The following is a 22,390-nucleotide window of genomic DNA, read 5'->3' as shown; positions in this document are numbered from 1 at the left end:
GGTCTTTTGTATGTGCATGTATGACGATAAAGTGCCACAAGATGCTCTACTCATAACTGTGTTCCTCAGGAGGATGTTAATGGGCACGTTGCAAGTTTTTTGTAGCGCATGCCATAGGTTTCGATGTATGGTATAATAATAAAATACGATATTGTGAAGGAGCTTGATTTTATGTTAAAACAGGTCTTGGTGGTTGAGGGAAAATCAGATATTCAACGGGTGCAACAAGCCTTAGAGGTGGAGTGTATTGCTACGGAAGGGTTTAATTTGCGTAAGCCTGTGCTCAGTCGGATTAAGGATGCTTATGAAAAGAGGGGGATCATTATTCTGACGGATCCAGATTATGCAGGTGAACGGATTCGTCGATTTTTAACGAAAAGATTTCCGTTGGCACAGCATGCCTTTGTGCCACGAGAGGAAGCCTATGCCAATGATGATATTGGGATTGAGCAGGCAAGTCCTGAATCCATCCGTAAGGCTTTAGAGGTGCTACACATAGAATCTATGGAATCATCAGAGTTGTTTACGATGCAAGATTTAGTACAACATGATTTGAGTGGAGGGTCTAGCAGTGCTGCTATGAGGGCTCGTATTGGTGCTAAGCTGGGTATAGGCTATGGGAATGGGAAACAGTTTTTGTACCGTTTGAACCATTATGGAATTAGTCGGGACGCATTTTTCAAAGCACTTTCAGAAGAAGAAATACAGTAGGAGAATACATGATAGAATCAGTCATTGCAAGTCCAGAGGTTGTACATTATATATGTAAACGGTTTGGCATTCAAATGAGTAAAAAATTAGGGCAAAATTTTTTGATTAAGCGCACTGTGGTGGATAAGATTGTACAGGCTGCGGAATTAGAAGTAGGCGATGCAGTGTTAGAGGTAGGTCCTGGGATTGGTACCTTAACACAAGGGTTGGCACAAAGTGGGGCTAACGTTACCTCTGTAGAGCTCGATAGACGTTTGTTAGAGGTCTTAGACACGACCCTAGAGGCATACGATAATGTGCGCATCATTCATGGGGACGTATTAAAAGTCAATATCCCAGAATTAATGGATCATAAACCGTTCAAAGTAGTAGCGAACTTACCATACTATATTACGACACCAATTATTATGTCTTTGCTAGAATCTAAGTTACCTATCGAACGATTAGTGGTAATGGTGCAAAAAGAAGTGGCAGAGCGCATGATTGCTAAACCAGGCACAAAAATGTATGGCGCTTTATCGGTGGCGGTACAATATTATACAGACCCATATATTGTCATGGATGTGCCACCTAAGGCGTTTTTACCAGCTCCTGAGGTGACTAGTGCGGTGATTTGTTGTCCATTGCGCAGTGAACCACCTGTGAAAGTCCATAGTGAAGCATATTTCTTCCGTGCTGTGAAAGCAGGCTTTGCACAACGTCGTAAAACATTTAGTAATACGATGAAAACCACTGGATTAAGTAAAGAAACCATTGAAGCTATTTTGGTAAAAGCGAACATTGATGGATCACGTCGTGGAGAGACATTTACATTAGATGAATTTGCCTGTATCGGCAATGCTTGGTATGAGCTAGACAAAGACAACCAATGATAAATGGAGAGCCTAAGGGAGTCGTCATAAAATGCTTCATCCTCATTAAAACAAACGTATTTTGCCTATAACTTAAAACTACCAAGATATCTTGTGATAGGACTATCTCAAGAGATCTTGGTAGTTTCTGCATGTAAAAGGGGCTGTAACAAAAATGTAAACATGTACATATTGTTACAGCCCTTTTTTATAGTGGGGATAATTCCCTTTTATTCTATCCTGTACGTATATACAAAGACGGAACTAAGTTATATCATATGCTTAAATCAATTTTGCCATAAATGTAATTAAGAATGCATTAGTAAAGTCGATGAGGAAGGCACCTACTAAGGATACGACTAACCATGCTTTTGGAGATGGGCCGTATTTAGAAGCCAAGGACAACATGTTTACCAAGGCGTTTGGTGTAGCACCTAATCCGAAACCAATAGCACCAGAACCTAGCATAACTGCATCGTAGTTCCGACTGAAAAGCCAGAAGATTAAGTATGCAAAGATGGAGATTAATACCATTTGTGCTGCTAAGATTGCTAATAATGGCAATGCTAAATCAACTAATTGTGCCAATTTTAAGCTATTAATAGCCATCGTTACGAAGATGCTTAAGGATACATTAGACACCGCATCAAGGGCAGCGCTGTTGATAGTAATGTGACCAGTGAAGTCGGCGTAGTTACGAATACAAGCTCCTACAATCATAGCACCAATATACGCAGGTAATGGACCAAATACGGAAGATAATAGAGCACTTACCAATGTACCAAGACCTAAGGAAATACCAACAAAAGCGATGACATGCATTAAGGAATGTAAGTCAAATAATTTACTTTCAGAGTCGGATTCATCAATGTCAATGCCGTCTGCATGTAATAACTCAGGATGATCAACAGGCGTAGGCACGTTGTGCATTTTAATGATACGTTCCCCTACAGGAGCACCTAGCAAGGTACCAGCTACCATACCGAAAGTAGCAGCTGCGATAGCAGCAGAAGCTACACCAGGGATACCTGTTAACTGTTCAAAATGAGGGCCGAATGCACCAGCAGTACCTAGACCACCCATCATGGATACGGAACCAGCCATGATACCGAAGATTGGTTCAATACCCATAGCTTTGGCAATCATGATACCAGCACCATTTTGGAAGACAATCCAGACTGTACAAACAATCCAAAAGAAAATGATGCCAACCCCACCTTTTTTGAGGACGTTGAGACTTGCCATAAGACCGATGGTCGTAAAGAATGCGAGCATTAAGAATGATTGCAAGGCGCCATCGAAGGTAATGTTTACTATTTTATAGTAGGACAAGAATGCACATAAGAATGCAAATGGTAAACCACCTACAGCTGGAGCAGGCATGCTCACGCGTTGTAAAAACGAAGAATGTTTTTTGATAAATTCACCTAAATATAATGTAACAATAGCTAATGCTACCGTTTGAATCATAGACAGTTTCAGTGTCCAGATTCCGTTGACTAGACTTAAGTCAATAAGACCTTTCATAGTAGAACCCCCTTTGGAATAAGAAGCAAATTAGATAAAACTTATATCCCTATCATAGCATGAAATAGGGGATTTCGTCACAGTGATTTTTTGCACTATACTGCTTAGAATGCGTTCTTTTCATAGATTGCATAACGCATATACTTTATGAAAATTGTAAACAATTACAGTTATTATTCTATAGAATCTAGGTGTATAAACATGTGAAAGGATGTGCATTGAAATGTATGATGTATACAGCACATACAAAGTAATGAGTTATAATCATTTAATTTATGCAAAAATAGTATACATATAAAACTTTCACATCAATAAAAATAGGATAAATTTATGAAAAGAAACTGATTAATTTGGAGAACTATGGTACTATAGTGAAAATATCTGATAAACACCAATATAAAAGGATTTATTAATATACTTACTGCAAATGTACTGCAACTAAAAATTAAGTTTTTTTATATCTTCTCTTACGTCCTCTTGAAGAGAGTGTAAGTATTTGTTCGTAGTACTTATATCTGCATGTCTTAATTGAGACTGAATTGTTTTTATATCTATATGATTGTTTATTAGTATACTAGCATGTAAATGTCTCAATACATGCAAACCACCAGAGAAGCCATGTCTTTTTAAGTGCCTAGAAAAGCATTGTCGCATTCTTTGCACTTCTAATGCCTTGTGAAGGTTAAATAAATTCTCTTCATTTCGTTCTTTTTTATAGTCGAGCAAGATGTTTTTTAAAACGTCAGAGAATTGAGCGTACTCTCCAATACGGTTTGATTTAGGAGAAGAGATTATTACTTCTTTTCCTATGGATGCATAGCCTCTATTGATATATATTTTATTCTTATCTAAATCTATATCAGACCACTTCAATGCAATAGCTTCACCTCCTCTTAGCCCAGAGTACAGAAGTATATAAAGAAATACTCTAATATAGTTTTCCTTTATTTCCATAATTATAGATTTAATCTCTTCTACAGTTGGGAGCTTCCTTTTTTTGCTTTCTTTTGGTGGCTTATTTATTAAGTTAGATGGAATTCCTTTATCTCTTAAACCGTCTACTACAGAGGTATTGATAATAGAAAGAACGTACCCAACCATTGTATTAATAGTTCCTGGTGTAACGTTGCTACTAAGAAGAGACCCTACAAATTTATTAACATGGTCCGCTGTTATATCTCCTATTTTTATATCTCCTATTTTTATATCTCCAATAGCACTATTAAATTTATCTATTGCACACCTTTTTGTTACAGATGTTGTTCTTTTAATTTCTTTTTGGTTAACTTCTTTTTCAATAGTTCTAATGGCATAAGGATAGTATAACTCATCTGATGTGTTCGTAGTTTTCTCTTCTTGTATTTTATCTCTCAGTTTTCTCCTACATTCTTGGATGCCTTTAGCATACACGGTGTAGCGTATATTATTTATCATTATTTGTCCGCACCATGTTCCATTAGCTCTTTGGTAAAATGTTCCTTCTTGATTTCCTCTTCTTTTTGTCATACTACAATTCCTCCTTTACTACATTATAATACGAATAAAGGATAAAAACAAATGTTCTTGACTGCGAAGAAATGTTCGAGTATAATAAAGAAAAAAGTTAAAAAAACAGGTGTTGACTTATTAGTGTAGATGTGTTACAATACTTGCGAAGGGAGGAAACATGGAGCTGATTACAACGAAAGAAGTTGCCAGATTATTAGTCGTATCAGACGAGCAAGTAAGAAGATTAGTACACAGACATGGTTTACCCTGTTATCAACTTAGTCCAAGAGTATTAAGGTTCAAGGAGGAAGAAGTATTACAATGGGTAAAGAAAACAAGGAGTTGTATCTAGTCAGAATGGAGAATCACCATGATGAAATGGTTGAATCCCTAGAAGAAGCAAAAAATATTGTTCAAAGTTCTATTAGTATGAAACTATGTAGAAGCTGTGAGATTTATAAGGTTGGCGAAAGAGTTTTTAAATATGGTGAATCAGCTGTGTAAACAGCTTTTTCTTTCCATAAAACATACACTTACAAGTAAATAAAGGAGCATAAAAATGAGAAGTGAAGCAGAAGTTTTTGAAATTTTAAAAAAACCATTACATCCATCAGATATTGAATGGCGTATTGGAAAGAAATCAAAAGATAAGACAAAAGCAAGTATTTTAGCCTATACAACTGCTCGTGGAGTTATGAATCGTTTAGACGAGGCTGTTGGACCAGGTAACTGGGAAGTTCACTTTAAACCAATTGACATGGGAATAGCTGCAAAGACAGATAAAATGGGGAATACAATTGACCTAAAAGGTTTCTCTTGCACTTTGCTAATTAAATTCCTAGATGAAGAAGGCAAAGAGAAATATACAATCAGAGAAGATGTAGCTCCATGTACAGACTTTGAGGCTATTAAAGGTGGAGCATCTGGGGCAATGAAACGTGCCGCCGCTCAACTTGGAATTGGTCGTTACCTATACAACTTAGAAGCTACATGGGTTAGCATTGATGCTTACGGTAACTTTAAAACTCCTCGTTTACCAGACTGGGCACTACCAGAAGGATTCAAATACGAAGAGGAAGAGGAAACTCCTCATACACAAGAGGTTAAATCTCCTCAAGAGGAGCCTCAAATGCCTAATGACTGGCAAGAAAATACAGACCATCACGAACCAGTAATTGGTTTTGGAAAACACAAAGGTAAAACATTCTCTGAAGTACCAAGAGATTACATTGAATGGATGTCTAAAAACATCCAAAAAGAGGCTGTAAGAGAGCAAGCTATTGCATGGTTAGCTTCTAATCCATCAGCATCTCCAGCAATGGATGCAGTACCTTGGTAATAGACGATAAGTTATTACAGGAATATAGCCCTAATGAAGTGGTTGTATTCTCTTGTATTAGGGACATTGTGACAGAAGAAGGGTTCGTTGTGGGAGATAAAAAATTCTCCCATGTTGAGCTCAGGAAGATAAAGGCAAGATTGCCAAACTTATCCATGTTCACAATAAAAAAAGTAATTAAAACCATGCTAGCTAATGGAATGATTGTCAAAGGTCCTAGTATTACTAAGAGACCTGTATTATATGGGGTAAAGGTGAAGTAAATGACACAAGCTGGTAAATTACAAAAAGTAGTAACGATGTACTTAAAAAAGGTTTCAAAGCAAACTGCTTTTGTCCATGGGAAACCTACAAAAGAATATTGGTTGCTTCGTAGTTACCTGCTAAAGCAAGACCCAGACTTCATCAATATATCCTACGATTACTTGATGTCTCAAGACGAATTTGAGTTTATGAATGTCTATACCTTTTCAGATAAGGCAAAGGCATACCAAACCGAAATGAGATGGAAAGAAACAAAGGAGGGGTTATCAAAGATACATGACAAAGCTGACTCGTATTCATTTGATTCTTTAATGAGTTTGTAGGAGGCACTATTATGAAAAAAGAATATAGAAAAGAAGTAATCCGTAGATTCCGAGAAATTGAAACTATTGCAGGGTTAATGAGAAAAACTACACCGAATGAACAAAAGGTGTTTGTTGAAATCATTGGTGACTACGTAGATGAAATTAGAGAACTACTTAACAAGTAAGGAGAGCAGATATGAAAATTGGGAAACTCATTAATCAAAAAGTTGACATCGTAGAATATATCGGTAGATACACTGAGTTGAAACCCAAGGGGAATCTGTTTGAAGGTCGGTGCCCAATTCACAAAAGTGAGGAGGGCACTCCTCTTGTTGTATATCCTCACACCAATTCATACCATTGCTTTGCGTGTGAATCTAGTGGGGATGTCATCAGTTTTGTAATGGATTATGAAGATGTTCCTTTTAATGAAGCTGTAAAACAATTAGCAAGAGAATATAACATAGACATACAAACAGATGAAACCTTTATGAAGTCAATGAAAGTAGAAGAAGATTTCACTAAAAAAGTAGTTGCTTGTCAAAAAAACGTTAGTAAGGTATCTGATTATCTTCGCAGGCGTGGGTTTACAGATGAAACTATACAAGAATTTGGCTTAGGGGAAGAGGGTGGAAACCTAATTATCCCTATTCATAACTCTCAACTGCAAGTTGTTGCGATAGCAAAAAGACAGTTTGATAGAAAACCCAAATACCTAAATTCTATCAATAATGTTCTGTATGATAAATCTGCTTTGCTATTTAACATTGGTAGAGCAAGAAGACTTGTTAAGCATACAGGTGAACTATACATGGTAGAAGGGTACATGGATGCAATGAGCGGGCACCAAATGGGATTAGCCACTGTTGCGTATTGTGGGAATGAAGTTCACAGAGACCAATTAAGAAGTTTACCCATGTCTATCCGCCAGATGCCGACAATTATCTATTGCCCAGATAATGATGCAGAAGGTTTAAAAAGAGTTCCTCGTGTAAGAGATTACTTCAAAGAAGTTTTGCCGAAGGCAGTAGTTAAGGTATTACAATTACCAGAAGGATGTAAAGACCTAAATGATGCCCTAATGGCAGGTATCAACGTAGAAACACTACCTAAAATCCACATAGATAGATTTGCATTAATGAATTTATTAGACACCTGTAAAGCCAAAGAAGAAGAGTATGATTCTGCATACCAGTTCTTGAAATCTATAGCTAACCCTATTTTAAAGTCAGACTTGATAAAGCAATTAGCGGAAAGATGGGGAAGAGACTATACAGAGTTAAGGGCATACTTTGATTCAGTTCAAGACGATGTAGAAACATTAATCAAAAATGCGGCTGGTGTTGAAGAGTCAATTAATGACCTAAGACAAATCTATCAAAGGGGAGAGTATAAAACTCATTTCCAAAGATTAGATGACTGTATTGGTGGCTTATCTAAAGGGCAAGTATTTATCCTCGGTGCTTATTCATCTGCGGGCAAAACAGGTTGGGCGATAGAATATATCCTTAGACAGGTAATCGCTAACAAAATGCGTTGCGTATTCTTCTCCCTCGAAATGCAAAAAGGTAAGGTCATGGAAAGAATGATTGCCATGATTTTGAAAATAAACATGAGAGATGTTAGAGAATTAATTCTACAAGGCGATGAGCGAATACAGCAAGTAGTAGAAAAATTAAAAGATAGGCTAATCATCTACGATGATAATAATTTATCTATGGATGATATAGAACGTCGAATCGCATCTCTAAACCAAAAGAACCTACTAGGTGGTCCTGTAGATTTGGTTGTAGTAGATTACTTTACATACCTAAAGGGAGCTAATACCTACGAAGGTGCTAGTGGAGAGGCACTAAAGATGAAAGGCTTAGCAAAGAAGTATAATATTATACTGTTTATGTTGAGCCAGTTAAACCGAAGTGCTGGTACCTATAATGAACCTACTATGGATATGCTCCGTATGACAGGTGACATAGAGGCATCTGGTGACGTAATTGTTATGCTATGGAGACCAGAGAAAGAACCTGGTTTATCCCTAGAAAAACAACAAAAATTACAAAATATCACAAGGCTGAAAGTAGAAAAAGCTAGGGATGGCATGTACGGACCAAGTAGAATGGAATTGAAGTACAATTCAGAGACATCAAGGTTAGAAGAAATTTAACAAATAAGTGTTGACAAGTTAAGTTATAAGGAGTATAATGTAAGTAACGTAAGTAGATGTTATTTTTTTTATTTAATAACTTAACTTATAAGATAATAAAAGAGTAGAAAGGAAAGAAGAAATGCCATACGATAAATTTCTTTGTCCAGATGGGATAAAGGTTGGAATTAAGGAATGTTTAGATACATGTAGGCTGGCAGGGACTAGCTACGCACCTTGTGGAAGGTGTTTAAGTAAACCGACTCTTCAAAGTATTTCGCTACAAAGAGAGTGGACAGGGAAACCCTCTACTACCCAATTGTTAAAAGGAACAAGGGAAGTATACCTAGAAATAACAAACAACTACTCTATAAATCCTAGAGAATCTCTGTTTATGATTAACGGGACACGCTCTCATGATTACCTAGAGCAGTTTGTTACTGGAGATGACCTAGCAGAAATCAGAATAGATGATGGGGTATCTACAGGTGCGTTTGATTACTACTCCACAGAAGACGGAGGGACGCTCTACGATTATAAATTGTATGGGAGTTTCAAGGTTGCAAAAGTTCTTGGTTTGCATGAGGTCAAGGTTCCTACAGGAGAAGTGTATAAGACTGGAGCAAAAAAAGGACAACCTAAATTCAGAAAAGAGTTTAGACCTGGAGTTCATAGTCGATTAGACCTAGCTATTCAATTAAACGATTACCGAATGAAAATAGAAAAAGAATTAAATAAGCCAGTAAATAAATTGGTTTGTGAAATTATTGTTCGTGATGGGAATACGTTTATTGCAAATAGCAGAGGGATTACACAACCTGGGTATCTGGTCCCGATTAATAAGATTAGTGATATTTGGATTGAGCGGTATATGAAGAAAAAAGCCAATGACTTAATCAAGGCTTTAGAAACAAATACTTTACCACCACCGTGTAGACACAGTGAAACATGGGGTGGACTAAAATGTGAGAGATATTGTTCCGTAGCAGAATTTTGCGATGTTGGTCGCAAGGCGAAAGAGAACAAATCGTAATTTATTTGGAGGAATAATGCTTAATAGAAAAAACTTTAGCCATATTATGGTAGATGAATTAGTGAAAGTTGACCAGTTGTTTCTAATGAAGAACGAACAATATGCTTCTAAAGAAGATGTATTAAAGGCATTCAAGGAAAGTGCAAAGAGACAGAATGGAGAGCTTACAAAAGCGGGAGCGTTTAAAGCGTGCATGCAGTTCAAAGATAAACATGACTTAGCCTTACTACAACATGGGACAGTGTTACCAGATGCAAAAGAACGATTACGTGACGTAATTGTATATTGTTTATTAGGATTGGCAATTTTAAGTAATGAAGACTCTGAATTGCAAGGTTAGAAAAAACTGCAAGACCATGAAAGACCAATGTTGGTGTTGTGATGACTATGGCTTATACCAACCAAAAGATTACTCGATTCTTTCTCCTAGACAGGAAGAAAATAGAATAGAAAAAGCCTTACAAAAAAAGGTAAAGAAACAGTCCTCTGCATCCAAGAGAGGAAAGAGTAATCGAAGAAATGGTCGAGTGGCAGAGCGAGAACTTGTGAAGTGGTTAGAAAAGCATGGACTAGAAGCCAACCTAGTTCCTATGTCTGGAGCTTTAAAATCAGCTAACATCATCAAAGCATTAGCTAATGATGAGATGGTTGAAAAAATGAGAGGAGACATAAAACTAACTATTAATGGTGAAACCTACACCGTAGAATCAAAAAGGAATGTAAACTCTGATAGCTGGTACAAGAAGGCTGAAAAAGGGGTTATACGCATAAATACATTGGCATACCTTATGAGAGAGGACCTATTCATGGCTACAGTAAATGGTGTAGACCTACCAATCTCCGAGGTAATAGAAGATAAAGGTTTCAAAAAAATTCATGATTATTTTGAGCAAGATGATAGCGATATTGTTGTAATTTCACGACCATATTGTCACAGATTGTTCTTTATAAAGGAGAAAGTATATGAAAGAATTCACAGGATTAAAGATTAATGGGATGTACGAACTTAAAGACGAAGCTATACAAGCAAGCATAGATATTCAAATATCTAAGGTTTCACCAGTAGAATTGATGACTATTTTAAGTGCCCTTGTGGTTAATGTATTGAAGGGAGCAGACGAAAAGAACGCACCTTTATTCTTACATATGTTTAGCTCCGTATTTGATAAGTTTGTTGAGGAGTCTGTAGAAGGTGTAAGTAATGAATAAAGAAAGAGTTTTGGTATTCCCCGCTGAACCAAACGGGAAACCATTCGTAAGTTATGAAGAGGATGCAGAACAAGAAGGTTTTGAGGAAGATATTCTTTGCCCCCTATCCCGAAGTGGAGACCCATTCGCAGATATGGTTTGCGTACAAGATGTCGTTGGAGACCCATTGACAGCAGTACAAATCTGTTTAGATGCTGGGATAGGAAACCTTACAGATGCAACAACATTCCTAAATGAAGTTATATACAGAATCAAAAACTTTAAGTATGAATTATTAGACAAAGGAGAAACAAATGCTTATCTTAACTGATGATAGTAGAAAATTGGTGGATTGTGTATCCATCTTTGTGAAAGAACGCCCAGACAAAGCAGACCGAAATAAAATCTTTTGCTACGACCTACGAGGATGTCTACCTACAGGAAAAGAGATTGTAATTAAAAAGTTTGATGAAGAACAAAAAGCGATTCAACTACTAAATGAAATTGCTTTAGATTTGAATGCAAACAAGCGAGCAAAAGAGGAAAAATAAATGTGGTCTGAAGACAGTTTGTATGAGCTATTTGAGCTATATCAAGAATTAGTCGAATGGTATAACGAACTTGATGACAGTGCAGTAGGTGATGCCTTTGGATTGATGAAAGAGGCATCTTCCCTACAGGCGAGTTTTGAGTCAGTCTCTGCTGAAATAGGCAAAACTATTTCCGAATGTGAAATCACGGCAAAGGCTACTCAATCTCGTATCAGTTTAGAATCATCTACAAAGGTGAATGATGGAGAAAGAAAAGCGTCTTGTAACCCAGAGGTAATTGAGGGTTGGAAGAAAGTATCGTATTTTATTCATCATCAAAAAAATATAGATGCCAAGGCAAGGCACTTGGCTCGTATTTATTACGATTCTAAACTAGTGTATGAAAATGCTTGCAGGGCTATGAGAGGACCAGTAGGAGGAGAGAAACTTGTCGGTAACTATTAATGACCTTGAGTTCGAGGCAATGGAAATCCAAAAAAAACTTTATCCTGTATTTGGTTATACGTATATATTTGTATCAGAACGATATATGGCGTATATCATAGCAGATGAGCAAGGGAACATAATATATACAAAACAAGTATTGGATTAGGAGGAACTATGAAAGAATTCTTTATAGGGTTGTTATCAACTACCAGAGATGTCTTCATGCTTTTGTTGACCATTTTTGTTATTATTGGGGTACCTGTAGTATTTCTATTAGAAGGAAGACAGTTTATGTCTAATATTGATATGGTATTGACATTTGCAATGGTATCTTTATGGGGAGCTTGGCTTCCTGACCACTTAAAACACATCGGTTCCTATAGTACATCTTTATACAAAAGATTAAAGGGAGAACCAAATGAGTAAAGAGATAATTGATTTGCATGATATTATTATGACTCCTAAAGGAGAAATTGAAGTGCAATCTATTATGTACAACCCAAAAACAAAGAAACATTCATACTCTGTATTAGGTCCCAAAGGGAAGTACTGGTCAGAAGATGATGTAAAATTAGTAAGAAAGCGTGAAGTTGGAGGAAAGAAGAAGTGAAATTAGGCAAGGAATTTCTAGGGAAATATAAAGATTTCCCAGACCATATGACAGAGTTATCTAAGTTTGTGTACTACAGAACGTATTCACGATGGCTAGCAGAAGAGAACCGCAGAGAGACATGGAAAGAAACATGTGCTCGTGCAGTTGAATATAATACTTCTTTAGCAACTACGTCTAAGGAAGAAGCAGAAGAATTATTCGACAACATGTATAATCTAAAACAGTTTATTAGTGGTCGTAGCTTATGGATTGGTGGCTCAGAAGCATCTAAAAAAGTTCCATTGGCTGGATTTAACTGCTCCTTTGTGGTAATTGATAACTTAGTTTCGTTTGATGAATTGTTTTATCTTCTTATGGTTGGTACTGGAGTAGGATTTAGAATCTTGCCTAGTGATGTAGCGAAACTACCTACATTCAGACAGAATGTAGAATTAACCACTACCAAGCATAAAGGAATGCCTTGGGGAGACCCCGATACAGAGTATATCGAAGCGAGTAAAGACCATGCTTATATTATCGTAGGAGATAGTAAAGAAGGTTGGAAAGAAGCATTAGCTACTTACTTACGCTTTATGACTAATCCTAAGAAAACACAAACAAAGTTAGTTATCGACTTTACAAAGATTCGTCCCAAAGGAACTCCATTAATGACTTTCGGAGGTTAAATTAGCCCCCTTTTGCTAGTAATAGCATCAAAATAAACTATGTGAACCTGTACATGCAGGGTGTGCCGAAAGGTGCTAACGGTGGAAACCTAAGTCTTTATGATATGGTAATACCGTGCCAAGACCTATTATTGTTTATAGGTAGTAGGTAAGGTGTAACGACTATCCTGTTTAGGAGTAGCGGTTGGGTGAAATTCCCAACTGCGAAGTGCATAGCCCCACAAACGTGGGTGAAGATATAGTCTACTCCCCTTTTAAAATATCGGGAAACCGAGGGTATAAAGGACAGCCAGCGGTAGTGAATCTATCGAAGACATGTTTAATAAAATTCACAAAGTTATCACCGAAGGTGAATATAGTTCTAAACCAGTAGGTGGTAAACTTAGACCTATTCATTGTTTGGATATTTGTAATTTAATTGGACAAAATGTTGTTGTTGGTGGAGTGAGAAGAACGGCGGAAATTGCTTTAATTGACCCAAAAGATACAGAATGTACAGAGGCAAAAAGCAATCTAACCCCAGAGAAGTACCATCGCTTTATGAGTAATAACTCATTATACATTGAAGAAACACCTACAAAAGAATACTTACAAAAAATCTTTGATTCCATTAGAGCTACTGGAGAACCTGGCTTCGTCAATGTAGCAGAATCTAAAAGACGTAGAGGAGATTATGCTGGAACAAATCCATGCACAACAGGAGATACAGAAATCCTCACAGGCGAATATGGATACGTTCAAATTAAGGATGTTGTTGATACCGACGTAACTGTTTGGAATGGATACGAATGGAGTCAAGTTCGACCTAGAGTAACTGGATATAACCAACCAATTCTGGAGGTTAAATTCTCTAATGGAACATCATTAAAATGCACAGACTACCATAAATTCGTTTTAGTTGGTGGGGAGCGAGTTATGGCTACAGAGTTGTCAATTGGAGATAAACTTGAAAAGTGGACATTACCAGTTTTAACATCCCTATTTAGAGGAAACTCTTTGTTCTCTGATTTTTCATCCGTAGACCCTTACGTAGCTGGGTTTTACGCTGGAGATGGTGTCGTATCCAAACCTTTGATTTGGTTATACGGGAAAAAGAGAGCTTTAAAGCAAGTTTTTGCAAGTAAGGGTTGTCGAGTATTAGATGGAGAGGAAAGAGATACTGTTTATATTCCAACTACATTCCCAAAACATAGAGTACCTACAGCACAAGATTCTATTCAAAATAGACTTGATTATTTGGCTGGATTGCTCGATAGTGATGGATGCATAAACTCTAAAGATGGTAGCGTAGCAATTTCTTCTGTAGATAAAAATTTCTTGAAAGACCTTTTTAAGATGTTGTCTACCATGGGAGTTAATTCCTGTATTTCAGAAATGAAAGAAGAGGGAGAAAGAGCATTGCCTGCTAACAACGGGACAGGAGAAAGCAAAATCTATTTCTGCAATAAATGTTATAGATTAACAATTTCTGCTTGGAACGTAAGAGAATTAATGGAACTAGGATTAAAAACCTATAGATTAAACCTAAATCCAAATCCAAATAGAGAGGCATCAAGATTCGTTTACGTAACTGGAATAGTTCGTAGAGACAATGAACCTACGGTGTACTGTTTTACAGAGCCAAAGAATCATACTGGCATCTTCAATGGAGTTATGACAGCCCAGTGTGGAGAAATCTTATTGCCTGCTAATGCAGTATGTAATCTGACAACAATTAATTTGACCCAGTTTGTGGTTAGAGGAAAATACAAAGGGCAAGCCGCAGTAGATTGGACTGGTCTAAAGAAAGCAATGCGTTTATCTGCTCGTGCAGGGTATAGAATGACGTGCGTTGATTTAGAGCTACCAGGTTGGAATGAGATTCACCATAGAGACCGTTTATTAGGTTGTTCAATTACGGGGTATCAAGACCTTATTGGGATGTTACCAGAGGGGTTCAATGAAGAGCTTTTCTTAGAAGAGATGAAAAAGTGGACTAGATTCTACGCTGACGAATACGCAGAAGAGTTAGGAACACCTAAATCCAAGCTAGTTACGAGCGTCAAGCCCGAAGGATGTACGACATCAGATATGATGAGGACACTTGACGATGGGGTCTTATTCTTAGATGAAATTTATGAAGGCATTACAGATGAAAACACGAAATCTGGGTTTCATGAAATTAAAGAACCATATTCTGTAGCTGGAAATACAGTAAGTAAAATCTACAAAAACGACCTTAAAAATGTAAAAAGAATTACATTAAAAAATGGGCGTATTTTACGAATTACTGACGAACATCCAATGTCTGTAAATGGAGAATGGGTAAATGGTTCAAACCTAAAAGAAGGTATGGTTATTGACCATAACATTGGTACGTATAAAACAGAGGAGAATCAAAAGTTAAAAGAGATTGACTATACAATCTATAGGTCTGATGCAAGACTAGAAAAATACCCTACAGAGATGAACGAAGATTTAGCTTGGCTAATCGGAGCATACTTTGCTAATGGTAGTTTTACTAGTAATCATAGAATCAAATTCCATTGCCAATACAAAGAGGTTCATGACAAAGTTCAAAGAATCTGGAAAGAACAATTTGGCATTGATACCCACATTATAAAATTAACCGATAGAGATTCTTTCGTTCAAGACTTTAGACGGGTAGCTGTTAGACAATGGTTAGACAGTAATGGAATCCGTAAATACGATGACGAAGGAGAAATGTATATTCCAGAAGTAATTAGACGGTCTTCTTGGAAGTGTATTTTGTCTTTTATTATTGGATACGCAGATAACGATGGCTGTTTCAGTAATAAATCGTTTTGCATTGATTCTTCAAAAGAAACTTTTGTAAGACATATGCAACAGGTTGCCGAGGCAGTAGGGATTTCCTTTGGAGTATCTTGCAATACATCGAGAGAAAATAGCTTCTCTAAAACTCCAATGTGGAAATTACACTTATCAAGAGCTTTTTCTTCGGAGGAAGCAACTGATTACGTAAATCAAAACTCTGTCAAAGCAAAATTAAAAGGTTTTGTGGAAAAGGGGATTGTTAAGACAAAAGACCCGTATACTATTGTGAAAATAGAAGACGAAGGGAGCGTCCCCACATACGATATAGAGGTAGAAAATATTCACTGCTATTATCAAGGTGGTTTGTTGTCTCATAATACGCTTAGCTTGATTGCTGGAGGAGTGAGCCCTGGTGTACATTACCAACATAGCCCATACTTTATTCGACGTATTCGTGTAAACGCTAGTGACCCACTAGCTAAAACAGCCTTAGAACTAGGGTGGCAAATACATCCAGAAGTAGGGCAAACAATGGATAATGCAACTACGTTGGTAATTGATTTCCCATGTAAGACAGAGGCTCGTAAAACTAAAAACGATGTATCGGCAGTAGAACAATTAAAAACATATTTAATGTTCCAAAAAAATTACACGGAACACAACGCATCAAATACTATTAGTGTAAAACCAAACGAGTGGGAGGAGGTTGTTGACTTTGTACATACCAACTGGAATGATGTATTGGGAGTTACTTTTTTGGAAAGTAATTCAACGTATTATCCGCTTATGCCGTATGAAGAATGCACCAAAGAAGTATATGACGATTTAGTGAAAAAGACTAGACAATTTGACCCAGAAATCTTGAATAACATGGAAATTACCACTAGAAATATGGGTAAGGAATATGAAATTCTTGACGATAAAGAAGGTTGTGAAAACGGAGTCTGCCCAATTCGCTAAAAAACTTTACTTATAAGTGTTGACAAGCTAATGTAAAAGTGCTATAATAACATTGTAGGTTGAACCTACCTTTTTATTCCACTTTTACTTAACTTATAAGTCAATAAAAGTATATTAAGATTAATCATTAGGAGGAAATTATGACAAAAGAAACAATGACAGTGAGAGCCGCACTCACTCAAAAAAAATTACTGGACAAACAAATTGCTGAAATGTCCAGTGAGAGTTTTGTAGAAGTTATCTCAAAACAAACAAAGGTGTTAAATGGAATGATTGTATCAGACTGGGAAGAGGAAGCTAAAAAAGTTTTCCACTCTTTAAATGATAAATTACGTCGCCGCGAGGCGATTGCTAAAGCAATCATCAAAGCTAATGCCATGCATACGGTTACGTTACCTAAGTTTAACGGAATCAAAGAACATAGCAAAAAAGAAACAGAAGAACTTCCTTTTGCTTCTGCTATTGCTCGAAAAAACTACTTGGCTTTTTTACAGGATACCTTGATTGTTAGCCTAATGCAACAGGTAAAATGTGCAACAAAAAACCAAAAAGCTAAAGAAAAAGAGTTAGAGCAAACTGTAGTTACACGAATTAATAATGAGTTTGGGGGAGCTACTCAAGTATCTCCTAAGCAAATTAAAGAACGTGAAGAAGAAATCCGAGTTGCTAACGAAGTCTTGTATTTAGACCCGAACAACCTTGCTAAAAACCTACGATACTTTAAAGAGTATGTGTCTTGGTATTTGGCAGAGATTGATTCGATTCTAGGACATGCTACAGAGGTAACTGAAATCACTGTGGAATACTAAAATCACACTCATATACACTAAATAACTTTTGCAACAAATCCACATAAATGCTAGTGTATCGAAAAACTTTTAAAGAAACCTGGGCGGTTGCTGTTCCCAAGATTGTCGTCCCGTCAAATTAATGCGAGCAAAATTGGAAAAATAAAGTCGCTTTTATAGAGGGGTACAACATCATAGACGTACCCTTCTGATAAAAGCATCATGCCAAATGTGTAAATAGAGAAACGGCTTACTGGTAATCCTTAATCTCTAATCATTCAGATTAAGCTACTAATCATTAAGACTCGATTAATCATTTACATTAAGCAATTAAGGTCTAATCCGTAATTGTTATAAAACCCTAGGGTAAGTTTTTACTCACAGGTTGGGTTTAAGGTTTTGTACTAGGCTGATACACTAGCCTACCATGCCCCAGTCGCCTAAAGGATATGGCAATAGCCTTCTAAGCTATCATGTGCAGGTTCGAGTCCTGCCTGGGGCACCATTAATAAAGGAGGAATTATGAATAAGTTAATCGAATTCAAACTAAATCCATTCTGGTTAGAAAAAAATCAAGAAGAAAAAACATATTTTAAAGTAGAGATGATGAAAACTCACAAAGACGTATGGGAATATTCTTCTGATGTTGAGTTCCCAGATGAGTATCCAAAGCTATCTATTGATGAAGACATTGTAACAGTTACGTATATAGATGTAGAAAAAGACGAAGATAAAATCTTCTGGAGAGCTAGCGAAAGTGATATTAACTATTTTGAAGACGAGATTCTATCGTTAAGTGAACATGATATGTTAATAAGACTTCTTACAAGATACAGTCAATCTATTCGAGCGTATGCAGAAAACAAAGAAAAACAAAGACAAAAAGAAGAGCAAGATAAAGAAAAATGGGAACAAAGAGGAGTAGAACACACAGTGGTGTAGAAAGAAGGAATTATGTACGAGTTAATATACGGGAACAGTGAATCAGAAGAGTTCATAGGATACTTTTCATCAGAGAAAGAAGCAATTGAGAATATTCTCGACTATTTTGAAAAGGTTGGTTATGAATATCCGTACATTAGAGTTATCCATAAAAAAGAAGAAACAAAAATAGATTACGGAAGTCATAAGTGGTTCTACTGGATTAAGAGAATAGATGGACCAATTAGGATAGAAGAAGACTTTATAAAGGTCACACTCGTTCCAGATTATGAAGAAACAGGAGAGTTAGATGGCTACATAGTTGAGGAATTAAGCTATGACCCGCTACTTGCTAAGTTCAAATCTGGAAACAAGATGATAGATAACCAATTCTTATTATTTCATCCAGATTGGGTCTATGTGCTTAATCGTAACAGAGGAAATAGAACCCTAAGTGGCTGTGGAGTAGTAGAAGGAGATAATATCCCCGAATTATTCGGAATAGTTCTAGTTAATGTCATCAGAAAAAAGAAAAATCAAATGAAAGAATATATTAGGTTACAACAAAAACAATAGGAGGTTATATGAGAATATTTTTAGCAGTATTGGCTTTAGCCCTGTCCCTTATGGGGACAGAGGTACAAGCAGAAAGACTGATGAATGTAAGTGCCTATACACATACGGGCAATGTTATGGCAAATGGAGAGTATCCTTATGTGGGTGCGGTTGCTAGTGATGACCTACCGATAGGCACAAAAGTACTTGTTAACGGACAGGAGTACGTGGTCAAGGATAGATTTGGTGGTGGTTATACAGATAGATTAGACATTTTTGTAGATAGCTATGATGAAGCTATTGAATTTGGTCGACAATGGTTAATGGTAGAAGTACTAGGACAATGAGACATATAGAAGATATTGCAAAAATCACGCCTAGAAGAGAGTTCATCCTCCAATACGGAGAGTATTATTGGATGAATATCTGTAATAATAGAATTAATAATTCTAGGATTAGGAAAATCGGGAAAAGAAATAAAAAGACAGGAAAGGTGTACAAATGAAATTACCTATTAGTAATGAATGAAGAGCATATAAGGAGTGAAATAGATGGATGAATTAGTTAGCTTTTCTTTAATACCAACGATTGAAGAGCGTTATATTGTCGATAATCTTAAAATTAACAAATATCTCTTTGGGTTTAGTAAAAGCAAGGAAGTCAATGGTGTTAGATACATGATTGACGTTCATAAAAATTCAGTTAATGTTAGTGAGGATAGAGGATTTGGCTATGGATATGAATATTTTTGTAAGATAGAGCAAGATGGGGGAGTATTAGAATATTCTGTTAATAAAATTGAAAATATTCTCAAATCGTTCAAGGAAGGAATGCAAGAGCATATAAAGAAAAAAATGGAATGGGAACAAAAAAGTAAAATCCATATTTCAATCTAATGGATAATTTAAAAAAAGAAATAAAAAAGACGGGGAGGGCATATAAATGAAAGCAACTTTAAAATGGGCAGAGACCCTAAGAAAATGCTATTACGCTATGGGTAATTGCTATGGAATGAAGTGTAAGGAGCCAGCTCTTATTAAGGCTGTAAGGGCAGGGCATTTATCTTTATTAGAGCATGCAGATGTGACATTTGATATTATCTGTAGCCAAAAGTGCTTGGCACAAATTACAAGGCATAGACATTTTTCTTTTACAGTCCAATCTACAAGAGGAATGAATATCACGGGAAACGGATTCTACAACGGCTTTGATAAATTAAGTGGAGTAGATAAAACAAAAATGAAAATGGCTTATGGTGCTATTGCTATGCAGTTTGAAAACTTGCTTGCTAGTGGTGTACCAGTAGAGATTGCATCGTATCTATTACCATTAGGAACAAACGTAAAGTTAACTGTTACTGGAAATCTTCGCTGTTGGTTTGAATACCTAAAGAAAAGAGTTTGCAACAGAGCAAGTGACGAACATCGTAAATTAGCTATTGAAATCTACAACCAGTTGAATGCACAATACCCTACATTGTTCAACCAAGATGCTTTAGGTATTTGTGTTGGTTGCAAGGAAGTTAGTTGCGATTTTTCCGTACATAAAGCGACAGCTAAAAATCCAATTATAAAGGAGCTAAACAATGGAACTAGTGTATAGTGCATATATATTTTGTATGTCGGTATTGATAGGCGTACTTGTGTATTTATCTATTAGAGGTGAAAGATGAGATGTTTTGAAATAGTATCAGACTATATCGTTGAGGATATTAAATTACCAACAAGAAAAACTAAAACCTCAGCAGGTTATGATATAGAGTCAGCTAGTGACGTTATCATCAGCCCAGGGTGTACAGAACTTATACCAACAGGATTAAAGGCTTATATGCATGATGATGAGTTTTTAGCAATTCATGTTCGGTCTAGTGTTGGAATTAAACGTGGGTTGGTATTGGCAAATGGAACTGGAATTATTGACTCAGATTACTATAATAACTTAGATAATGAGGGTCATATCATGATTGCGTTAAGAAATACAACACATGGAAAAGTGATGATTAAAAAAGGCGAACGTATTGCACAGGGAATTTTTCAAAAATACTTAACGGTAGAAAATGACAAAATTAGTGATAATGTTCGCACAGGTGGCATAGGAAGCACGGGAGAATAGAAATGAAACAAGAAGAAACAAAATTTGCAGTAGCTAGTATCTTAGCGGAATTATTATTTCACAATTACGAGGACATTGACGTAAACGATAAAGGACAAATCGTAGCATATTGCTACCGACCTAAGAACAATACTTTGGAATTAAACTTACCAAAAGATATTAGCAAGGAGTTGTCTCGTCATTTATGCGAAGTAAGACCAATCCTAGACATCTTGCGTTCTGATTATGCATTGTATTTAGGAATGTATATGGCACAAGAATTAGAAGACAGTTTAGAAAATGTAGAAATTGTTCACAAGCCTAACAAGTTAGTTGGTCGTATTTGTGATGATACTAGATATTTACTAACTCTTAACGGGGTAGTAAGAACAAACCCAGGTGACTGGATTATTACTGGTGTTAATGGAGAAAAATATCCATGCGACCCAGAAATATTTAAAGAATTATATGAATTAGCATAGGAGGTAACGTGGTTCATTACTTTGTAATTGACTACGGCAATACAGGCGAATTTTATACGGTAGCAGTAGAAGGACAAAATAGAAATGACATAGAGTTGTATTTGCAAGGGCAATCAAGAAATGTAAGATACTTAAAACAAGCAGAACGCATTAAGTATAAAAAAGGTAAGGACATTGGGGTAGGAAAGATAGTGTACTGTAAACACTGTAGTTCTTGCCCTAAAGGGCTATCTCCAGATACAAGGGAGAGAGTATTGTGAAAGAGTCAATCTTATTAGAAGCAATTTCAATGTACGAGGATAAAGGACCAGATGCGATTGAAGAAATTAATCGTACGACGGCTATATACGAATATTCATTGAAAGTAGAAGAGTTAAGAATAGCAGAAAAGATATTTAAGACCCTCAAGTATGGAGAAAATATAAACGGAAAATCTCCAGAGGATATACTAATAGACAAAGAAGAAAAAGAACGTATTTTTCACTTTGCATGTTGGGTAATGGATTACCTTAAAACACAAAATCCTCATTATTGGGAGCTATTTAGGGATAGATTTATCCTAGGTATCAGTATAGAAAAAATGGCGAAAAAATATAATAAAAGTAAATCGGTGATGTACAAGACAACTAAAAGAGTAATAACAGAAGTTAATTCCGTCATGAAATTATACGATGAAGAATATGGTAGTTTGAAAGATTATTTGGAGATGTAAAC

At 36.3% G+C, this 22,390-nt stretch carries 32 protein-coding genes and 1 tRNA gene; 31 read left to right on the top strand and 2 right to left on the bottom strand.

The annotated features are described in order from the left end of the window. Positions 1-171 precede the first annotated feature (171 nt). Both rnmV and rsmA read left to right on the top strand, forming a co-directional pair. Positions 172-711, top strand: a complete 540-nt coding sequence (gene rnmV / locus EO125_RS00365) for a ribonuclease M5 (protein ID WP_127147139.1) — start codon at positions 172-174, stop codon at positions 709-711. 8 nt (positions 712-719) lie between these two features. Then, positions 720-1,583, top strand: coding sequence for a 16S rRNA (adenine(1518)-N(6)/adenine(1519)-N(6))-dimethyltransferase RsmA (gene rsmA / locus EO125_RS00360; RefSeq protein WP_127147138.1), 864 nt, complete (start codon positions 720-722; stop codon positions 1,581-1,583). A 261-nt stretch (positions 1,584-1,844) separates the two neighbouring features. On the opposite strand, the gene EO125_RS00355 is transcribed toward rsmA, so the two are convergent. Both EO125_RS00355 and EO125_RS00350 read right to left on the bottom strand, forming a co-directional pair. Continuing rightward, on the bottom strand, positions 1,845-3,089 hold the full coding sequence (locus tag EO125_RS00355) for a sodium/glutamate symporter (protein WP_127147137.1): 1,245 nt from the start codon (positions 3,087-3,089) through the stop codon (positions 1,845-1,847). Between the two features lie 438 nt (positions 3,090-3,527). Next, positions 3,528-4,595: a site-specific integrase gene (locus tag EO125_RS00350; RefSeq protein ID WP_127147136.1), complete on the bottom strand. Its 1,068-nt coding sequence runs from the start codon at positions 4,593-4,595 to the stop codon at positions 3,528-3,530. Positions 4,596-4,755: 160 nt separating this feature from the next. On the opposite strand from EO125_RS00350, the gene EO125_RS10140 reads away from it, so the two are divergent. The 29 genes from EO125_RS10140 to EO125_RS00220 all read left to right on the top strand — a co-directional run bounded on the left by EO125_RS10140 (position 4,756) and on the right by EO125_RS00220 (position 22,388). After that, positions 4,756-4,929 carry a helix-turn-helix domain-containing protein gene (locus EO125_RS10140; RefSeq protein WP_127147135.1) on the top strand — a complete coding sequence of 58 codons (174 nt, stop codon included), beginning with the start codon at positions 4,756-4,758 and terminating at the stop codon, positions 4,927-4,929. Next, positions 4,899-5,081: a hypothetical protein gene (locus tag EO125_RS09785; protein ID WP_164726400.1), complete on the top strand. Its 183-nt coding sequence runs from the start codon at positions 4,899-4,901 to the stop codon at positions 5,079-5,081. The genes EO125_RS10140 and EO125_RS09785 overlap by 31 nt, the downstream gene beginning before the upstream one ends. Positions 5,082-5,136: 55 nt before the next feature. Continuing rightward, the gene (locus EO125_RS00340) at positions 5,137-5,916 is read left to right on the top strand and encodes a Rad52/Rad22 family DNA repair protein (RefSeq protein ID WP_127147134.1); all 780 of its coding nucleotides are present in this window, start codon (positions 5,137-5,139) and stop codon (positions 5,914-5,916) included. A gap of 89 nt (positions 5,917-6,005) precedes the next feature. Beyond that, complete coding sequence (locus EO125_RS09780; RefSeq protein ID WP_164726399.1) at positions 6,006-6,179, top strand: hypothetical protein; 174 nt, start codon at positions 6,006-6,008, stop codon at positions 6,177-6,179. Next, on the top strand, positions 6,180-6,503 hold the full coding sequence (locus EO125_RS00335; RefSeq protein WP_127147133.1) for a hypothetical protein: 324 nt from the start codon (positions 6,180-6,182) through the stop codon (positions 6,501-6,503). An 11-nt stretch (positions 6,504-6,514) separates the two neighbouring features. Further along, the gene (locus EO125_RS09775; protein WP_164726398.1) at positions 6,515-6,670 is read left to right on the top strand and encodes a hypothetical protein; all 156 of its coding nucleotides are present in this window, start codon (positions 6,515-6,517) and stop codon (positions 6,668-6,670) included. Between the two features lie 11 nt (positions 6,671-6,681). Further along, complete coding sequence (locus tag EO125_RS00330) at positions 6,682-8,649, top strand: DnaB-like helicase C-terminal domain-containing protein (RefSeq protein ID WP_127147132.1); 1,968 nt, start codon at positions 6,682-6,684, stop codon at positions 8,647-8,649. Positions 8,650-9,022: 373 nt separating this feature from the next. After that, positions 9,023-9,661 carry a hypothetical protein gene (locus EO125_RS00325; RefSeq protein ID WP_240630400.1) on the top strand — a complete coding sequence of 213 codons (639 nt, stop codon included), beginning with the start codon at positions 9,023-9,025 and terminating at the stop codon, positions 9,659-9,661. Positions 9,662-9,677: 16 nt separating this feature from the next. Next, positions 9,678-10,001, top strand: a complete 324-nt coding sequence (locus EO125_RS00320) for a hypothetical protein (RefSeq protein WP_127147130.1) — start codon at positions 9,678-9,680, stop codon at positions 9,999-10,001. Between the two features lie 205 nt (positions 10,002-10,206). Continuing rightward, positions 10,207-10,653 carry a hypothetical protein gene (locus EO125_RS00315; protein WP_164726397.1) on the top strand — a complete coding sequence of 149 codons (447 nt, stop codon included), beginning with the start codon at positions 10,207-10,209 and terminating at the stop codon, positions 10,651-10,653. Continuing rightward, positions 10,625-10,870: a hypothetical protein gene (locus tag EO125_RS00310; protein ID WP_127147128.1), complete on the top strand. Its 246-nt coding sequence runs from the start codon at positions 10,625-10,627 to the stop codon at positions 10,868-10,870. Before EO125_RS00315 ends, EO125_RS00310 begins: the two co-directional genes overlap by 29 nt. Continuing rightward, entirely contained in the window at positions 10,863-11,180 is a 318-nt protein-coding gene (locus EO125_RS00305) for a hypothetical protein (RefSeq protein WP_127147127.1), read from the top strand. Before EO125_RS00310 ends, EO125_RS00305 begins: the two co-directional genes overlap by 8 nt. After that, positions 11,164-11,400: a hypothetical protein gene (locus tag EO125_RS00300; RefSeq protein WP_127147126.1), complete on the top strand. Its 237-nt coding sequence runs from the start codon at positions 11,164-11,166 to the stop codon at positions 11,398-11,400. The genes EO125_RS00305 and EO125_RS00300 overlap by 17 nt, the downstream gene beginning before the upstream one ends. Next, on the top strand, positions 11,401-11,844 hold the full coding sequence (locus tag EO125_RS00295) for a hypothetical protein (RefSeq protein ID WP_127147125.1): 444 nt from the start codon (positions 11,401-11,403) through the stop codon (positions 11,842-11,844). A 156-nt stretch (positions 11,845-12,000) separates the two neighbouring features. Next, complete coding sequence (locus tag EO125_RS00290) at positions 12,001-12,252, top strand: hypothetical protein (RefSeq protein ID WP_127147124.1); 252 nt, start codon at positions 12,001-12,003, stop codon at positions 12,250-12,252. Continuing rightward, positions 12,245-12,436 carry a hypothetical protein gene (locus EO125_RS00285; RefSeq protein WP_127147123.1) on the top strand — a complete coding sequence of 64 codons (192 nt, stop codon included), beginning with the start codon at positions 12,245-12,247 and terminating at the stop codon, positions 12,434-12,436. Before EO125_RS00290 ends, EO125_RS00285 begins: the two co-directional genes overlap by 8 nt. Then, a complete protein-coding gene (locus EO125_RS00280) occupies positions 12,433-13,104 on the top strand; it encodes a hypothetical protein (protein ID WP_127147122.1) in 672 nt (223 codons plus the stop codon). The genes EO125_RS00285 and EO125_RS00280 overlap by 4 nt, the downstream gene beginning before the upstream one ends. Before the next feature lie 315 nt (positions 13,105-13,419). Continuing rightward, positions 13,420-16,839 (top strand): LAGLIDADG family homing endonuclease, encoded by a 3,420-nt coding sequence (locus tag EO125_RS00275; RefSeq protein ID WP_127147121.1) that lies wholly within the window; start codon positions 13,420-13,422, stop codon positions 16,837-16,839. 140 nt (positions 16,840-16,979) lie between these two features. Continuing rightward, positions 16,980-17,648 (top strand): hypothetical protein, encoded by a 669-nt coding sequence (locus EO125_RS00270; RefSeq protein ID WP_127147120.1) that lies wholly within the window; start codon positions 16,980-16,982, stop codon positions 17,646-17,648. Positions 17,649-18,056: 408 nt separating this feature from the next. After that, a tRNA-Arg gene (locus EO125_RS00265) sits at positions 18,057-18,132 on the top strand. A 17-nt stretch (positions 18,133-18,149) separates the two neighbouring features. Then, complete coding sequence (locus EO125_RS00260; RefSeq protein ID WP_127147119.1) at positions 18,150-18,569, top strand: hypothetical protein; 420 nt, start codon at positions 18,150-18,152, stop codon at positions 18,567-18,569. Positions 18,570-18,581: 12 nt separating this feature from the next. After that, the gene (locus tag EO125_RS00255) at positions 18,582-19,124 is read left to right on the top strand and encodes a hypothetical protein (RefSeq protein ID WP_127147118.1); all 543 of its coding nucleotides are present in this window, start codon (positions 18,582-18,584) and stop codon (positions 19,122-19,124) included. 8 nt (positions 19,125-19,132) lie between these two features. Next, positions 19,133-19,450 (top strand): 3D domain-containing protein, encoded by a 318-nt coding sequence (locus EO125_RS00250; RefSeq protein WP_127147117.1) that lies wholly within the window; start codon positions 19,133-19,135, stop codon positions 19,448-19,450. Positions 19,451-19,654: 204 nt separating this feature from the next. Beyond that, positions 19,655-19,999, top strand: a complete 345-nt coding sequence (locus EO125_RS00245; RefSeq protein WP_127147116.1) for a hypothetical protein — start codon at positions 19,655-19,657, stop codon at positions 19,997-19,999. Between the two features lie 46 nt (positions 20,000-20,045). Then, positions 20,046-20,705, top strand: coding sequence for an FAD-dependent thymidylate synthase (gene thyX / locus EO125_RS00240; RefSeq protein WP_127147115.1), 660 nt, complete (start codon positions 20,046-20,048; stop codon positions 20,703-20,705). Positions 20,706-20,771: 66 nt separating this feature from the next. Next, the gene (gene dut / locus EO125_RS00235) at positions 20,772-21,215 is read left to right on the top strand and encodes a dUTP diphosphatase (RefSeq protein WP_127147114.1); all 444 of its coding nucleotides are present in this window, start codon (positions 20,772-20,774) and stop codon (positions 21,213-21,215) included. Between the two features lie 2 nt (positions 21,216-21,217). Next, on the top strand, positions 21,218-21,676 hold the full coding sequence (locus tag EO125_RS00230) for a hypothetical protein (RefSeq protein WP_127147113.1): 459 nt from the start codon (positions 21,218-21,220) through the stop codon (positions 21,674-21,676). An 8-nt stretch (positions 21,677-21,684) separates the two neighbouring features. After that, positions 21,685-21,936 (top strand): hypothetical protein, encoded by a 252-nt coding sequence (locus EO125_RS00225; RefSeq protein ID WP_127147112.1) that lies wholly within the window; start codon positions 21,685-21,687, stop codon positions 21,934-21,936. Beyond that, positions 21,933-22,388, top strand: a complete 456-nt coding sequence (locus EO125_RS00220) for a hypothetical protein (protein ID WP_127147111.1) — start codon at positions 21,933-21,935, stop codon at positions 22,386-22,388. Before EO125_RS00225 ends, EO125_RS00220 begins: the two co-directional genes overlap by 4 nt. Positions 22,389-22,390: the final 2 nt, after the last annotated feature.

It is taken from the genome of Veillonella sp. VA139, from assembly GCF_003992005.1.
Lineage (GTDB): Bacteria > Bacillota > Negativicutes > Veillonellales > Veillonellaceae > F0422.
This window is presented reverse-complemented; position numbering and strand designations above follow the sequence as displayed.

What these genes read in the sequence shown, in the direction of transcription:
- EO125_RS00250 (WP_127147117.1), top strand. Translation starts at nt 19,133, where the DNA reads ATGAGAATATTTTTAGCAGTATTGGCTTTAGCCCTGTCCCTTATGGGG.
- EO125_RS00230 (WP_127147113.1), top strand. Translation starts at nt 21,218, where the DNA reads ATGAAACAAGAAGAAACAAAATTTGCAGTAGCTAGTATCTTAGCGGAA.
- EO125_RS00300 (WP_127147126.1), top strand. Translation starts at nt 11,164, where the DNA reads ATGCTTATCTTAACTGATGATAGTAGAAAATTGGTGGATTGTGTATCC.
- EO125_RS00335 (WP_127147133.1), top strand. Translation starts at nt 6,180, where the DNA reads ATGACACAAGCTGGTAAATTACAAAAAGTAGTAACGATGTACTTAAAA.
- EO125_RS00350 (WP_127147136.1), bottom strand. Translation starts at nt 4,595, where the DNA reads ATGACAAAAAGAAGAGGAAATCAAGAAGGAACATTTTACCAAAGAGCT.
- EO125_RS00255 (WP_127147118.1), top strand. Translation starts at nt 18,582, where the DNA reads ATGTACGAGTTAATATACGGGAACAGTGAATCAGAAGAGTTCATAGGA.
- rnmV (WP_127147139.1), top strand. Translation starts at nt 172, where the DNA reads ATGTTAAAACAGGTCTTGGTGGTTGAGGGAAAATCAGATATTCAACGG.
- EO125_RS10140 (WP_127147135.1), top strand. Translation starts at nt 4,756, where the DNA reads ATGGAGCTGATTACAACGAAAGAAGTTGCCAGATTATTAGTCGTATCA.
- EO125_RS00305 (WP_127147127.1), top strand. Translation starts at nt 10,863, where the DNA reads ATGAATAAAGAAAGAGTTTTGGTATTCCCCGCTGAACCAAACGGGAAA.
- EO125_RS00275 (WP_127147121.1), top strand. Translation starts at nt 13,420, where the DNA reads ATGTTTAATAAAATTCACAAAGTTATCACCGAAGGTGAATATAGTTCT.
- thyX (WP_127147115.1), top strand. Translation starts at nt 20,046, where the DNA reads ATGAAAGCAACTTTAAAATGGGCAGAGACCCTAAGAAAATGCTATTAC.
- EO125_RS00330 (WP_127147132.1), top strand. Translation starts at nt 6,682, where the DNA reads ATGAAAATTGGGAAACTCATTAATCAAAAAGTTGACATCGTAGAATAT.
- EO125_RS09775 (WP_164726398.1), top strand. Translation starts at nt 6,515, where the DNA reads ATGAAAAAAGAATATAGAAAAGAAGTAATCCGTAGATTCCGAGAAATT.
- dut (WP_127147114.1), top strand. Translation starts at nt 20,772, where the DNA reads ATGAGATGTTTTGAAATAGTATCAGACTATATCGTTGAGGATATTAAA.
- EO125_RS00310 (WP_127147128.1), top strand. Translation starts at nt 10,625, where the DNA reads ATGAAAGAATTCACAGGATTAAAGATTAATGGGATGTACGAACTTAAA.
- EO125_RS00320 (WP_127147130.1), top strand. Translation starts at nt 9,678, where the DNA reads ATGCTTAATAGAAAAAACTTTAGCCATATTATGGTAGATGAATTAGTG.
- EO125_RS00340 (WP_127147134.1), top strand. Translation starts at nt 5,137, where the DNA reads ATGAGAAGTGAAGCAGAAGTTTTTGAAATTTTAAAAAAACCATTACAT.
- EO125_RS00245 (WP_127147116.1), top strand. Translation starts at nt 19,655, where the DNA reads ATGGATGAATTAGTTAGCTTTTCTTTAATACCAACGATTGAAGAGCGT.
- EO125_RS00355 (WP_127147137.1), bottom strand. Translation starts at nt 3,089, where the DNA reads ATGAAAGGTCTTATTGACTTAAGTCTAGTCAACGGAATCTGGACACTG.
- EO125_RS09785 (WP_164726400.1), top strand. Translation starts at nt 4,899, where the DNA reads ATGGGTAAAGAAAACAAGGAGTTGTATCTAGTCAGAATGGAGAATCAC.
- EO125_RS00325 (WP_240630400.1), top strand. Translation starts at nt 9,023, where the DNA reads ATGATTAACGGGACACGCTCTCATGATTACCTAGAGCAGTTTGTTACT.
- rsmA (WP_127147138.1), top strand. Translation starts at nt 720, where the DNA reads ATGATAGAATCAGTCATTGCAAGTCCAGAGGTTGTACATTATATATGT.
- EO125_RS00260 (WP_127147119.1), top strand. Translation starts at nt 18,150, where the DNA reads ATGAATAAGTTAATCGAATTCAAACTAAATCCATTCTGGTTAGAAAAA.
- EO125_RS00270 (WP_127147120.1), top strand. Translation starts at nt 16,980, where the DNA reads ATGACAAAAGAAACAATGACAGTGAGAGCCGCACTCACTCAAAAAAAA.
- EO125_RS00295 (WP_127147125.1), top strand. Translation starts at nt 11,401, where the DNA reads ATGTGGTCTGAAGACAGTTTGTATGAGCTATTTGAGCTATATCAAGAA.
- EO125_RS00290 (WP_127147124.1), top strand. Translation starts at nt 12,001, where the DNA reads ATGAAAGAATTCTTTATAGGGTTGTTATCAACTACCAGAGATGTCTTC.
- EO125_RS00285 (WP_127147123.1), top strand. Translation starts at nt 12,245, where the DNA reads ATGAGTAAAGAGATAATTGATTTGCATGATATTATTATGACTCCTAAA.